This window comes from Streptoalloteichus hindustanus (assembly GCF_900129375.1).
Lineage (GTDB): Bacteria > Actinomycetota > Actinomycetes > Mycobacteriales > Pseudonocardiaceae > Streptoalloteichus > Streptoalloteichus hindustanus.
In genome coordinates, this window is the sequence record NZ_FQVN01000006.1 from 563,982 (window position 1) to 576,869 (window position 12,888).

Below are 12,888 nucleotides of genomic sequence, written 5' to 3' on the forward strand. Positions count from 1 at the left end.
CCCGTCCGGGTCAGTCGCCCTGAGTGGTCAACTTCACCGTCGATTCCCACGAACGGGCGTAGCGCGACCGGGGGAAGAGCGTGGGGCGCGTGTCAGCTCTCGCGTGCCGTCGTGGCGGCGGTGGGCAGCGCGGCCGGCCCGTTGGGGCTGGCCGGCTCGACGGCGGTGGTCTCCACGGCCGCGGTCTCGACAGCGGCGGTCTGGACGGCGGCGGTCTGGACGGCGGCGGTCTGGACGGCGGGGGTCTCGACCGGGGTGGTCTCGACGTGGAGCTGGACGCCCTGGTCGACGAACGGCGGCTCGGCGAAGAACTCGCTGACCGCGTCCCGCCACCGCACGAAGCCGTCCGAGCCCTGGAACGCGGCGCTGGGGTCGTCGACCGTGTCCCACTCGCCGATCACCAGGAACCGGCGCGGGTCGGTGGAGCTGCGGACCAGGCGGAGGGTGCGACAGCCGACCGCGAGCACGTGCTGCGAGGCGTCCCGGTAGGCGGCGAGGAACGCCTCCTCAGCCCCCTTGCGGATCAGCAGCTCCACCACGGTCACGACCACCTCGTGATGGTCGCACGTCCGTGGCGGGGCTGTCCGCCCCCGATTAGTACAAAAGTGTGATCTATCTTCTCGTGGGGGAAGGAAATGTGCTGGAATCGCTACCCAAAGTGTCTGAATCGCACAGGACGGTGACGCGGCCTCGGTGGCCATAGCGTCCATCCGGGTGCGTTCCGTGTTCAGCGCCGTGTGAATGCTCACCCTGCCTGGTGTGCGGGGCCGTCGGTCAGTGACAATCTTGGCCAACGTGGAGGGGAGTATTCCTTCGCGGCGGCATCGTCATCACGGACCCACGGGTCCCGGTGCCGTCGACCGGCGGGCTGTCGGTGGAAGAGACCTCCGGTCACTGGCGCATGCCCTGTACCGGAGGTGGAGATGAACGTCCCCCTGTGGGTCTGGTTCGCGAGCATCGCGGGTCTGCTCGTCCTGCTCGCGGTCGACCTGGTGATCGTCGACCGCAAGCCGCACGAGGTGACCGTCGGCGAAGCGGCCAGGTGGGTCGTCTTCTACATCGCCTGCGCGGTGCTGTTCGGCGTCGGCATCTGGGCCTTCGCGGGCGGGGGGTACGCCGGCGAGTTCTTCGCCGGGTGGATCACCGAGTACTCGCTCAGCGTCGACAACCTGTTCGTCTTCGTCATCATCATGGCGAAGTTCGCGGTGCCGCCCATCCACCAGCACCGGGTGCTGCTGATCGGCATCCTGCTCGCCCTGATCATGCGGGGCGTCTTCATCGCGGCGGGGGCCGCGGTCATCGCCCAGTTCAGCTGGGTCTTCTACCTGTTCGGGGCCTTCCTGATCTACACGGCGTGGAAGCTCGCCGTGTCCGACGACGAGGGCGACGAGGAGTTCAAGGAGAACCCGGTCCTCCGGGGCCTGCGCCGGGTGCTGCCGGTGACCGACACCTACCACGGCGGTCGCTCGTTCGTGCGGGTCGAGGGTCGGCGCTGGGTGACCCCGATGTTCGTCGTGATGGTCACGATCGGCACCACGGACCTGCTGTTCGCCCTCGACTCGATCCCCGCGATCTTCGGCCTGACCAAGGAGCCGTTCCTGGTCTTCACGGCCAACGCCTTCGCCCTGATGGGGCTGCGCCAGCTCTACTTCCTCATCGGCGGCCTGCTCAACCGGCTCGTCTACCTGTCGATCGGCCTGTCGGTGATCCTCGGTTTCATCGGCGTGAAGCTGATCCTGGAGGCGCTGCACGGCAACTCGCTGCCGTTCCTCAACGACGGGCAGCCCCTGCCGGTGCCGACGGTGGGCATCGGGCTGTCGCTGACCGTGATCGTGGTCGTGCTGGCGGTCACCACCATCGCCAGCCTGGTCAAGGTGCGCCGCGACCCGAGCGCGGTCAAGAAGGTGGGCTGAGCCCGGCCCCCGCTGGCAGGTCCCGTCGAGCCCCCGTCCCCTGCGTCAGGGCGGGGGCTCGACGGTGTTCGGGGGTCGTGAGGACTGCTAACGATCCGGTAGCGTCGGCCACCATGCGCCCCGAGGACCTCACCCTGCTGCCCACGATCGGTCGCCCCACCCTGCGCGACGACCTCCTCCTCGTCGACGTCGCCTGGCCGGACCTCACGGCCGACGAGCAGCGCGGCGCGGTGTGGCGGGTGCCGCTGGGCGAGCGGGCGGACGCGGTCGACGTGGTCGACGAGGCGGCCGGCGGGCCGACGGAGTGGACGCGCGGCGACCGCGACAGCGCGCCCCGGATCTCCCCTGACGGCAGGTGGGTGGCCTTCCTCCGGCGCGGCTCCGGCTCCGGCCCCGCCGCCCGCCCGCAGCTGCACGTCATGCCGACCGGTGGCGGCGAGGCCCGCCGGCTCACCGACCTGCCGCTGGGCGCGGGCGCCCCGGTGTGGTCGCCCGACTCCCGCCGGATCGCGCTGGTCGCCAGGGTGCCCGAGCCCGGCCGCTACGGCACCGAGGAGGGCGTGGGCCCGGAGGCGGAGGCCCCTCGGCGCATCACCCGGCTGACCTACCGGCTGGACGACGTCGGCTTCCTCCTCGACCGGCCCAACCAGGTGTTCGTGGTCGACGTGGCCGCCGACGACCCCGAGCCCCGCCAGCTCACCTCCCTGGCCGCCGGTGTCAGCGTCCCGACGTGGACCCCGGACGGGCGGCACCTGGTCTTCGAGACGGAGCGGGACGGCGAGCGGCCCGAGGACAGCCTGCACAGCGACCTCTACACCGTGCCGGCCGACGGCGGCGACCCCGTGCTCCTGCTCCGCACCCGCGGGCACGCCGCGCACCCGGTGGTGACCGGCGACGGCGTCCTGCTCTACCTGGGCACCGAGTTCACCGGCATTCACGCGGTGGCCCGCAACACCGGCCTGTGGGCCGTGCCGCTGGTCCTGGGCGCGACCTGCGCGGTCGGCGGCGAGCCGCGCCGGCTCACCGACGTGGAGACGGTGGACTGCGAGCCGCTGTCCGGACCGCCGGCGCCGGCCGGCGACGACGTGCTCGTCGCGGTCCGCAACCGGGGCGCGGTCGAGCTGCGCGCGGTCCCGCTCGACGCCGAGGGCGTCGCCCTGGCCGACCTGCCGCTGGTCGTCGGCGACCGGGCCGCGGTCCGGGCCTTCGACGTGGACGGCGACCGGGTCGCCGCCGTGGTCTCCACTCCCGAGAGCCCCGCCGAGGTGGTCCTCGTCGACACCCCGGGCGGCGCGCGGACCCTCACGGCCTGGAGTGAGCCGCTGCGCGCGGCCGGGGTGCGCCCGGCCCGGGAGATCACCGCGACCGCCCCGGACGGCTACCCGGTGCACGGCTGGCTGGTGACCCCGGAGGGCGAGGGGCCGCACCCGGTCCTGCTCTGCGTGCACGGCGGCCCGTTCCAGTACCACGGCTGGGGCTTCTTCGACGAGGCCCAGGTCTACGCGGCTGCCGGCTACGCGGTGGTGCTGCCCAACCCGCGCGGGTCGGCCGGGTACGGCCAGGAGCACGGGCGGGCCGTGATCGGCCGGTTCGGCTCGGTCGACGTCGACGACGTGCTGGCCCTGCTCAACGCCGCGCTGGAGCGGCCGGAGTGCGACGCCGAGCGGGTCGGCGTGATGGGCGGCTCCTACGGCGGGCTGCTGACCACCTGGCTGGCCGCCCACCACGGCCACCGGTTCCGCGCCGCCTGGAGCGAGCGGGCGGTCAACGCCTGGGACTCCTTCCGCGGCTCCTCCGACATCGGCTGGTGGTTCGCCGACGCCTACTGCGGTCCGGACCCGGAGGCGCAGCGCGCGATGAGCCCGCTGACGCACGCGCACCGCATCGACCTCCCGTTCGCGGTGGTGCACTCGGAGTCGGACTGGCGGTGCCCGGTGGAGCAGGCGCAGCGGTTGTTCGTCGCGCTCCGGCTCAACGGGGTGGCCGCCGAGCTGGTGCTCTTCCCCGGCGAGGGGCACGAGCTGACCCGCTCGGGCCGGCCGCGGCACCGGCGGCAGCGGTTCGACCTCGTCCTGGAGTGGTGGGAGCGGCACCTGGTCGGCCCCGGCCGATAACCACGAACGGGTGAGTGGGTCGAGGTGGGTCGCGGTGAGGCACGGCTCGCCCACCTGATACCTACCTCGGACGGAGCAACCTGCCGGCCGTGACCCACACGATCGAGGCGTTCTACGCCAACCCGCGGGGCGTGAGCCCGGTCCTGCTGTCCACAGCCGAGGAACTCGACCAACTCGTCGACGACCTGTTCTCGGGCGTCCCCGCCGGCCACCCCGGCGGGGACGCCGCCCACCACACCGCCCACGACGCGTTGCTCTACCTCGCCGGCGGCGGGGTGGACGTGCCCGACCACGAGCTGCGCGTGGTGATCGACCGGACGGCGAGAGTCGGCGCGCTGTCCTTCGTGGCCGACGCGACCGACCTCGGCGGGACCTGGTTCAGCCGGTCGGGGCTGCGCCTGGTCGAGCCGCCCACGCTCTACGCCGACTGCGGGAGCCTGCTGCGCTTCCCCTCGACCTCGATCCTGGCGCTGCCCGACGTGCGCGCGGCGCTCCACGAGTTCCAGCGCACCGGCTCGCGCCCGACCTGCGTCGACTGGCAGCCCGCCGCCGGGTACCTGGTGGCCGCCGCCAGGGACGCCGTGTTCTGGTTGCCCACGACCGCCTGACAGCGCGCGGACCCCCGCACGGCACGATGACGGGATGAGGTGGCAGACCCGACGTGCCGTGCCCGACGACGTCCCCGAGATCGCCGCGATCAACGTCGCGGCCTGGCGGTCCGCCTACGCCGGTCTGATTCCCGACGCCGTGCTCGACGGGATGTCCGAGCGGGACCGCGCCGCCGCCTGGCTTCGGGTGCTCGCCGAACCCGACCCCGCGGCGGTGTTCGTCGCCACGGGCGACGACGGGCGGGTCGGCGCCTACTGCGCCGTCGGCGCGCCCAGCGAGGCGGGCGAAGCGCGGGAACCCTCGCCCACCGGTGAGCTCTTCTCGATCTACGCCGCGCCGTGGTCGTGGGGCACCGGCGCCGGGCACGCGGTGCACGAGCGGGCGTGGGAACACCTGCGAGCGACGGGTTTCCGCCACGCCGTGCTCTGGGTCTTCGCGGCCAACGCCTCGGCCCGACGCTTCTACGAGTCGCACGGCTGGCGCTGCGACGAGGTGGTCCAGCTCCTGCGGATCGGTGACGAGGACATCGCGGAGATCCGCTACTCCCGGCCGATCGGTTGAGGGAGGACGACGGATCCCTTGCCGCGCCGGGTTTTCCGGGCCCTCAGCCGAGGAGCGTGTAGTTCAGCTCCTCGCAGATCCTGGCCAGCGGCAGGTCCAGTCCCGGGTGTTCCAGCGGGAGTAACACGTCCGGCGTGTCCGGCAACGCGCTCGCACCCGGCGGGTCCCACAGGCAGATGGCCGGGTTCCCGGAGTCCATCGACGAGCGGTACCAGAGGCCGTCCAGCTCGGGGTAGGCCGCGCGGATCGCCCGCGCCCACGCCTGGGTCCGGTCCTTGGGGCCGCTGGAGATCGCCTGGGACGCGCCGGCCCTGGTCGGCCACAGCCCGGCCAGGTCGAGCAGGCGCAGCGTGCGCCGGGGGCGCAGCACGACGAGCTGGGGCTGCCGGGTGCGGCGGTCCACGGTGGACGTCGCCTGGTAGACCTCGGCGACGCTGGTGCGCACCGACAGGCCGAAGTACAGCACGCCGTGTTCCCTGGTCCCGCTGGGACCGCCGTCCGGCGCGATGGGGTGCGGGTCGAAGCGGGCGTGGGGGAGCGGCCCGGCGAACCGGAACGTGTTCCAGTGCTGGGGATGCCGTCCCGCGGCGGTGAACACGCGCACCAGTCGGGTGGCGCGGTGCACCGCGACCACGTCCTCGGTGCGGCGCAGCAGCGCCTGCAGGACAGCCGGAGGGGGCGGCTGGGGGAGCCGTGCCATGCGCGTCCAGTCGTCTCGTCGTGGGCCGGGAGGGGTGGTCAACCCGGGCTGGGCCGTGGGCGCCGGCTGGGGCTCCGACGGGGCGGACCGGCCGGGCTGGCCCTTCTACGCTGGGCTGCCCATGACGGACGCCAGCCGGGCCACCCGGTGCGGGTCGCCGCCGGCGAGCAGCCACTCCCGGGGGGTGGCCTGCCGGTCGCCGAGCGGGAGGTCCTCCTGGGGGGTCGTCATGAACCCGGCCACCACCAGCGGCGGCTGGTCCGGCGGAACGGCGTGCAGGACCACGTCCAGGCCGGGCAGCACCCGGGCGTCGGCGAACTGCCACGCCGGCAGTCGCCACCCGCCGCGGTCCTTCCAGCCCGTCAGCCGGCCGTCGGCGAGCCGGTGCCGGATCCGGCTCGCGTCCACGCCGAGCTGGGCCGCGACCTCGGTCACGGTGAGCGCGGTGTCCCGCAGGACGGCCTGGGTGGCCACGGCCCTGGCTCTCGGGTCGGGGTCGCTGTCGACGCGCGGCGAGAGGTCGAGGCCGACCTCGGCCAACGCGTCGCGCTGGTCGGGGGAGAAGTACGCGCCGGGGGTGGGGTGCGGTGGCGCGAGCCTGCGGGCCGCGTCCTCCACGAGTTCGAGGAACTCGGCGGCGGTGGCCTTGAGTCCAGCCCTCGCCAACACCGTCTCCAGCGCCACACTCATGCGCACAGTTTATAGCGGCCGTGCGCATTCGTGCGCCCTTGTGGCCAAATCAACCAGCTGCTTTCACCATACGCGCGCACACCGCTACAATGCGTTGTTCTGTTCGGGTGATTCTGCTCCGTTACTCCTCGCTCAGATGGCCCCTCCGGTCGCCCCTGTGGTCAGTCGGCGCAGTCGCAGGCCGAGCAACACCAGGACGACTCCCCAGAGGATCGCGAAGACCGCGATCACGGTAACCAACGCGAGCGCTCCGGTTCCCGGTCGCACGAACAACAACACGCCCAACAGGGCCGTCAGCGCCCCGGCGATCCCGAGCAGCCACTCGTTCCGGATCACCCGGCGCAGGCGGACGGCGGCGACGATCTGGAGCACGCCGACGACGACCGCCCACACCGCGATGACGAGGGCCAACGCGATCGCGGTGATGCCCGGCCACAGCAGGGCGACGACGCCGGCCAGCACGCCGAGCAGGCCGAGCAGGCCCCACGTCCAGCGGTCCCCGGTCGGCGCTGTGCGGGCGGTGGCCCCCGAGAACGCGACCGACAGGGCCATCACCCCGTCGACCAGCGCGAACACCCCCCACAACAGGACGAGTGCCAGCAGCGTCACGGCCGGCCAGACCAGGGTGACCAGCCCGAACAGGATCGCGGCGACGCCCCGCGCCGCCGGCATCCACCACCGGCGCAGCATGAGTTCCCCCACGGCTCCTCCTTGTCGGCTCGACGCGTCCCGGTCAGCGCGACTCGGTCGGCCCGACTCGGTCGGCCCGGCTCGGTCGAATCTGTCGGGTCACGACCGGCGGGACCGTCCACTTCGGTGCGGAATGGACGACCGCGATTGCGGCGGACGCGCGCATTCAACGGTCCGCTCGGCGCGGAAGACCGTGACGAGAGAGTGCGACGAGAGGGCGAACGAGCCACACCGGACATCCGCGCCGCGTATGACAGATCCGGCCGACCGGACTCGGTGTGACCGACCCGGGTGGAAGATCGTGAGCAGTGAATTGCCAGAGTCCGAACAGACTCCTCGCCGTGATCGCCGGAAGTGGTCGGACATTCGCCGATCACCCGCGCAATTCGTGAGCGCCGACCGGGATCGGCTCAGCCCTTCGCGCGTTCGAGATCGCGGACCTCGGCGCCCGCCTTCGCCATGAGTTGCTGCGCGAGGTCCATCAGCGCCCGCGCCCCGGCCAGCTCCTCGCCGATGCGGGGCTCGTTGGGGTCCGTGGGCTCCCGGCTGGCCCGGCCCCGCGCCCGCAGCTCGCTGCCGTCCCGCAGGCGGAGCAGGGCGGCCGCCCTGGTGTGCGAGTCGTCCTCGTCGAACTCCACCTCGACGTGCCATCCGACTGGCTGCATCCCCGTCACCTCCCCTTCCGCTCCCCAGGGTGCGCCCACCCGGGGCCGTCCGCCAGACCTCGGGCGCGACCTGCCGGGGCTCGGCCGTCGGTGACTGTCCGTGCCCGCGGTTCGCCGGCTCGGCCACCGGAAGGATCAAGATCATTCGAATGGGGCACGGCGGGTGAGGGACGGGCCGATCGGTGTTATGAAGGAGGGCGACTCGGCGGACAGCTCGCGCGGTCGGCCCCGGGCCCGGCGAGGACCGCGGCGGACTGGGGACGGTGGTGCGGGTGATCTCGGCGGAGGGCGTGGGGAGCACGTCGCTGTTGCTCGCGCTGGCCCGCGCGGCGGAGAGCCGCCGGCCCGACCGGCTGTTCACCGACCCCTACGCGGCCGAGTTCGCCGCCGCCGCGCCCGTCGTGCCCGACCTGCCGATGGAGGCCGGCGCCCGGCGCACCGCGTTGGCCGACTACCTGGCCGTGCGCACCCGCTTCTTCGACGACAGCCTGGTGGAGGCGGCCAACTTCGGCTGCCGCCAGGTGGTCCAGCTCGGGGCCGGGCTCGACACCAGGGCGTTCCGCCTGGACTGGCCGCCCGGCACCACGGTCTACGAGGTCGACCAGCCGGCGGTGCTGGAGTTCAAGGAGGCGGTGCTGGCGCGCTGCGGGGCCATGCCCCGGTCCGGCCGGATGGTGGTGCCCGCCGACCTCACGGGGGAGTGGGTCGCCGCGTTGCTCGACGCGGGCTTCGACCCCGCCGAACGCGTGGTCTGGGCGGCCGAGGGCGTCCTGTACTACCTGACACCCGAGGACGGGGACCGGGTGATGGTCGCGCTCGGTGAGCGGACGGCCGCCGGCAGCCGGTTCGTCGTCGAGCACATCACCCGGGAGGTCGTGGGGTCGGCCACGCTCAGCGGGGTGCGCTCGGAGCTCGTCCGCCGCCGGGCGGAGTGGCGCTCCTTCGTCGACGACCCCGTGGCCTGGCTGCGTCGGCACGGCTGGCACGTGCGCCTGTTCACGCCGAACGAGCTGTTGGCCGCGAGCGGCCGGCAGCCGGAGGGGGAGGGCGCCGAGGCGCGGGCGACCGGGTGGCTCGCGGTCTGCGAGCGCTGACCACCCGTCCCCGTCCCCCGGCCCGTCGACGCCTCAGCCCGGGTGGTGGCCGGCCCGGAGGTCGGTGCGCAGCGGGTGCCCCTCGGGCACCTCGACCAGGACCAGGCGCAGCCCGTCCGGGTCGCTGATCCACGCCTCGTCCAACCCCCACGGCTCCCTGCGCGGCTCCCGCAGCACCGGGACGCCGCGGTCCCGCAGCTCGGCGAGGACGCCGGTCAGGTCGCGCACCTGGAGCCAGAGCGCGAGGTCCTGGCTGGGCGCCCCGTCCCCCCTGCCGGACAGCTCCAGCAGGCCCTGGCCCAGGAAGAAGACCGTCCCGCCGGGGAACTCGCGGTAGACGGCGAGGCCGAGGGCGTCGCGGTAGAAGGCCAGGGACCGGTCCGGGTCCCTCGGACGGATGATCACCCGACTGCTCAGCAGTTCCACCCTCCCTCCGTACCAGTCGCGGCCGGCCGGGGCAGGGCGTGCGGAGTGGTGCCCCGGGCATGAAGTTGAAATTTAAACAATCTGGCGTCAGGGTGGTGGGCACACACCTCGGGAGGGGCCCATGGACCTGACAACGACGACCGCGGACGACCGGATGCCCGTGCTCTACCTGGGCCACGGCGCGCCGCCGCTGGCCGACGACCCGCTGTGGACGGGTCAGCTCGCGGACTGGGCCCGCGCGCTGCCGCGGCCCGAGGCCGTCCTGGTCGTCTCCGCGCACTGGGAGGAGGCGCCGCTCACCCTCGGGGCCACCACGACGGTGCCGCTGACCTACGACTTCTGGGGCTTCGCTGAGCGCTACTACCAGGTGCGCTACCCCGCGCCGGGCGCGCCGCGCCTGGCCGAGGCCGTGCGCAAGCTCCTCCGCTCGCCGAGCACCCCGATCCACGACGCCACGGCGCGCGGGCTGGACCACGGCGCCTACGTCCCGCTCGTCGAGATGTTCCCGGACGCCGACGTCCCCGTGCTCCAGATCTCCATGCCCACGCTCGACCCCCAGGGGTTGGTGGAACTGGGGCGGCGGCTCGCGCCGCTGCGCGACCAGGGGGTGCTGATCGTGGGGAGCGGGTTCATGACGCACAACCTGCGCGCGGTGGACCTGCGGCGGGGGTCGGACTACGACCCGCCGGGCTGGTCGTCGGAGTTCGACGACTGGGCCGACCGCGCGCTCGCCGCGCAGGACCTCGACGCGCTGCTGGACTTCGAGCGCAAGGCCCCGGCAGCCCGGTTGGCCCACCCCAGGACGGAGCACTTCGCGCCGCTCTTCGTCGCACTGGGGGCCGCGCTCGACCGGCCGGCGGACCAGCGGACCGTGATCGACGGGTACTGGTACGGGCTGTCGAAGCGCTCGGTCCAGTTCGGCTGAACGACAGTTGGCCCGACGGCTGAGATGTCCACTATGGACACTGTTGTCCGGTGCGCCGTCGGGCGGTGGAAGTCCTTGCCCTGCTAGATCTTTTCGTTCGCAGGTGGTCTGGACCAAGCGCCCGTGTGCCGGCTTCGCGGCGAGCGCGTAGGGTGCCGGTGAGCGGGCCCCCGGCCCCGCGCGAACACGGGTGGGGCGCGGTTGGGCAGACCGGTCCGTTCGTCCGATCCACTGGTGGAGGTCTCCCTCTGATGAGCACGGTTCCGAACGTCGCACTCAACAACGGTGTGCCGATCCCGCAGCTCGGCTTCGGTGTCTTCCAGGTCCCCGACGCCGAGGTCGCGCTCGCGGTCCGGACCGCGATCGAGGCCGGGTACCGCAGCATCGACACCGCGGCGATCTACCAGAACGAGGAGGGCGTCGGCCGCGCCCTCGCCGAGTCCGGCGTGCCGCGCGAGGAGCTGTTCGTCACCACCAAGCTGTGGAACTCCGAGCAGGGCTACGACTCGACGCTGCGCGCCTTCGACGAGAGCCTGCGCCGACTGGGGCTGGACTACCTCGACCTGTACCTCGTCCACTGGCCGGTGCCCTCGCGCGACCGCTACGTCGACACCTGGCGGGCGTTCGAGAAGCTGCGCGGCGACGGCCGGGTCCGGGCCATCGGCGTCTCGAACTTCACTGAGGCCCACCTGCGGCGCGTGATCGAGGAGACCGGCGTGGTGCCGGCCGTCAACCAGGTGGAGCTGCACCCGCGCTTCCCGCAGGCCGAGCTGCGCGACTTCCACGCCAGGAACGGCATCGCGACCGAGGCGTGGGCGCCCCTGGCCCAGGGCGGCGACCTGCTCACCGACCCCGCGCTCGCCCAGGTGGCCGAGAAGCACGGTCGGACCCCGGCCCAGGTGGTCCTGCGGTGGCACCTCCAGCTCGGCAACATCGTCATCCCGAAGTCGGTCACCCCCGCCCGCATCCGGGAGAACATCGCGGTGTTCGACTTCGAGCTGGACGACGAGGACATGGCGGCCATCGCCGGGCTGGACACCGGCACCCGCAACGGCCCCGACCCGGAGACCTTCGACGTGGCCTGACCACCGACCCCGCTCCCGCGTGGGGCGCCGGCTCCGGCGCCCCACGCGGGAGTTCGCGGCGGCTAGGCGCGGTTGGCCACGACGTAGTCGGCGGGGAGGACCAGCGGGGAGCCGTCGCCGAGGTGGTCGGTGGTCTGCACCCTGGTCCGCCCGCTCTCCAACAGCCGCAGACCCGCCGCCTCCAGGAGGTGGCGTTCGTCCTGCCCGGACCACTGGGCGGCCACGATCCCGTAACCCATCACCCGTTTCACCTTGGGGATCGCCGCCTCGTCGTCGGCCATCGCGCCGAGCAGCTCCCCGGCCTCGGGGGACAGCTCCAACGCGAACACGTGTCCCCGGGCGCCCACCAGGCGTGCCAGGTTGGCCGCCGCGGCCGGCTTCATCTCCGGCGGGAGCTGGTGCAGGACCGTCCGCATGTAGATGTTCACGTCCCCCAACTCGTCGGCCAGCTCCGCCACCGCCGCGTTGTCGAGCAGGTCGAGCTGCCGGAACTCCACGTTGTCCGGCACGTACCCGGCCATGGCCCGCTCCACCGCCGTCGCCGAGACGTCGAGCCCGATCACCCGGGGGAAGCACGTCCCGAGGAACAACGTCTGCCGGCCGTTGCCGCAGCCCACGTCCAGCAGCGGCAGGTCCGGTTCGAAGTAGGGCTGGAAGAGCGGGACGTGCTCGGCCACGTGGGCCGTGGCGTCCCCGTCCCACGGCGCGGCCCCCGGTGTCGTCGGCAGCTCGCGCCAGTACCGCTCCCACGCCTCGGCGAGCCCACTGGTCATCACGTCCTCCTCCGTACGGCGCACGGCACTGCTCCCCCCGGCATCCTCCGCCCGCCGCGAGCCCCTTGCCGATCCCCCGGTCGCGGGTCGTCCGCGCGAACCACCCGCTGTGACGTCCGTCCGGTCGAGTTGACCTCGTGCTTGGTTGAGGTCGGAGGCTGGTCGCATGGCAACGACAGCGCCCCAGCCGCCCGTCATCGAGGACGGCGCCACCGACCACGAGCAGGACATCGCCGAGATCCGGCGGATCGTCGCGGACGTCGAGAAGGGCTTCAACACCAACGACGCGGAGCTGATGAACGCCCACTTCGCGGCGAACGCCACGGTCGTCAACGCGATGGGCGTCCAGATCTCGGGCTGGGACGCGCTCCTCGACTCCAGCCGGAAGGGCCTGAGCGGCTTCCTGAGCAAGGAGTACGCCCAGTACCACCTGGCCAACGTCCTCTTCCTCCGCCCGGACGTCGCCATCGCGCACAAGCACGCGTGGGCGACCACGCCCGAGGGCGAGCGGATCGACGCCGAGCACGCGATGAACGCGCTCTACGTCCTGGTCAAGGAGCAGGGCCGCTGGTGGGTGGCCGCCCGCCAGAACACCCTCGTCGTCCGGTGAACCCCCTCGGGGCCGCCCGACCGGGCGGCCCCG

General features: G+C 73.0%; 15 protein-coding genes. 8 read left to right on the forward strand and 7 right to left on the reverse strand.

All coding sequences use genetic code 11. The features are described from left to right. Nucleotides 1–92: 92 nt before the first annotated feature. On the reverse strand, nucleotides 93–551 hold the full coding sequence (locus BUE43_RS21400) for a putative quinol monooxygenase (protein ID WP_073485907.1): 459 nt from the start codon (nucleotides 549–551) through the stop codon (nucleotides 93–95). A 372-nt stretch (nucleotides 552–923) separates the two neighbouring features. On the opposite strand from BUE43_RS21400, the gene BUE43_RS21405 reads away from it, so the two are divergent. From BUE43_RS21405 to BUE43_RS21420, 4 genes are all read left to right on the forward strand, one after another. After that, nucleotides 924–1,913, forward strand: a complete 990-nt coding sequence (locus BUE43_RS21405) for a TerC family protein (RefSeq protein ID WP_073485909.1) — start codon at nucleotides 924–926, stop codon at nucleotides 1,911–1,913. 113 nt (nucleotides 1,914–2,026) lie between these two features. Beyond that, a complete protein-coding gene (locus BUE43_RS21410) occupies nucleotides 2,027–4,027 on the forward strand; it encodes a S9 family peptidase (RefSeq protein ID WP_073485911.1) in 2,001 nt (666 codons plus the stop codon). Nucleotides 4,028–4,116: 89 nt separating this feature from the next. Further along, the gene (locus BUE43_RS21415) at nucleotides 4,117–4,635 is read left to right on the forward strand and encodes an Imm1 family immunity protein (protein WP_073485913.1); all 519 of its coding nucleotides are present in this window, start codon (nucleotides 4,117–4,119) and stop codon (nucleotides 4,633–4,635) included. A gap of 34 nt (nucleotides 4,636–4,669) precedes the next feature. Beyond that, nucleotides 4,670–5,197, forward strand: coding sequence for a GNAT family N-acetyltransferase (locus BUE43_RS21420; RefSeq protein WP_073485915.1), 528 nt, complete (start codon nucleotides 4,670–4,672; stop codon nucleotides 5,195–5,197). Nucleotides 5,198–5,240: 43 nt separating this feature from the next. Here BUE43_RS21420 and BUE43_RS21425 read toward each other — a convergent pair whose 3' ends face one another. From BUE43_RS21425 to BUE43_RS21440, 4 genes are all read right to left on the reverse strand, one after another. Further along, nucleotides 5,241–5,897: an RES family NAD+ phosphorylase gene (locus BUE43_RS21425; protein ID WP_200797614.1), complete on the reverse strand. Its 657-nt coding sequence runs from the start codon at nucleotides 5,895–5,897 to the stop codon at nucleotides 5,241–5,243. Between the two features lie 105 nt (nucleotides 5,898–6,002). Continuing rightward, entirely contained in the window at nucleotides 6,003–6,587 is a 585-nt protein-coding gene (locus BUE43_RS21430) for a MerR family transcriptional regulator (RefSeq protein ID WP_073485917.1), read from the reverse strand. A 132-nt stretch (nucleotides 6,588–6,719) separates the two neighbouring features. Then, nucleotides 6,720–7,289 carry an HdeD family acid-resistance protein gene (locus BUE43_RS21435; protein ID WP_234995823.1) on the reverse strand — a complete coding sequence of 190 codons (570 nt, stop codon included), beginning with the start codon at nucleotides 7,287–7,289 and terminating at the stop codon, nucleotides 6,720–6,722. 398 nt (nucleotides 7,290–7,687) lie between these two features. After that, the gene (locus tag BUE43_RS21440; protein WP_073485919.1) at nucleotides 7,688–7,942 is read right to left on the reverse strand and encodes a DUF1876 domain-containing protein; all 255 of its coding nucleotides are present in this window, start codon (nucleotides 7,940–7,942) and stop codon (nucleotides 7,688–7,690) included. A gap of 272 nt (nucleotides 7,943–8,214) precedes the next feature. Between BUE43_RS21440 and BUE43_RS21445 the strand changes: the two genes are divergently transcribed. Continuing rightward, a complete protein-coding gene (locus BUE43_RS21445) occupies nucleotides 8,215–9,036 on the forward strand; it encodes an SAM-dependent methyltransferase (RefSeq protein WP_159447764.1) in 822 nt (273 codons plus the stop codon). A 33-nt stretch (nucleotides 9,037–9,069) separates the two neighbouring features. On the opposite strand, the gene BUE43_RS21450 is transcribed toward BUE43_RS21445, so the two are convergent. Beyond that, the gene (locus BUE43_RS21450; protein ID WP_073485923.1) at nucleotides 9,070–9,462 is read right to left on the reverse strand and encodes a VOC family protein; all 393 of its coding nucleotides are present in this window, start codon (nucleotides 9,460–9,462) and stop codon (nucleotides 9,070–9,072) included. Nucleotides 9,463–9,583: 121 nt separating this feature from the next. Here BUE43_RS21450 and BUE43_RS21455 point away from each other — a divergent pair, with 121 nt between their 5' ends. Both BUE43_RS21455 and BUE43_RS21460 read left to right on the forward strand, forming a co-directional pair. Beyond that, entirely contained in the window at nucleotides 9,584–10,387 is an 804-nt protein-coding gene (locus BUE43_RS21455; RefSeq protein ID WP_073485925.1) for a dioxygenase family protein, read from the forward strand. A gap of 251 nt (nucleotides 10,388–10,638) precedes the next feature. Next, nucleotides 10,639–11,472: an aldo/keto reductase gene (locus tag BUE43_RS21460; protein WP_073485928.1), complete on the forward strand. Its 834-nt coding sequence runs from the start codon at nucleotides 10,639–10,641 to the stop codon at nucleotides 11,470–11,472. A gap of 62 nt (nucleotides 11,473–11,534) precedes the next feature. Here BUE43_RS21460 and BUE43_RS32875 read toward each other — a convergent pair whose 3' ends face one another. Continuing rightward, nucleotides 11,535–12,245, reverse strand: coding sequence for a class I SAM-dependent methyltransferase (locus BUE43_RS32875; RefSeq protein WP_073485930.1), 711 nt, complete (start codon nucleotides 12,243–12,245; stop codon nucleotides 11,535–11,537). A 166-nt stretch (nucleotides 12,246–12,411) separates the two neighbouring features. On the opposite strand from BUE43_RS32875, the gene BUE43_RS21470 reads away from it, so the two are divergent. Next, on the forward strand, nucleotides 12,412–12,855 hold the full coding sequence (locus tag BUE43_RS21470) for an SgcJ/EcaC family oxidoreductase (protein WP_073485932.1): 444 nt from the start codon (nucleotides 12,412–12,414) through the stop codon (nucleotides 12,853–12,855). Nucleotides 12,856–12,888: the final 33 nt, after the last annotated feature.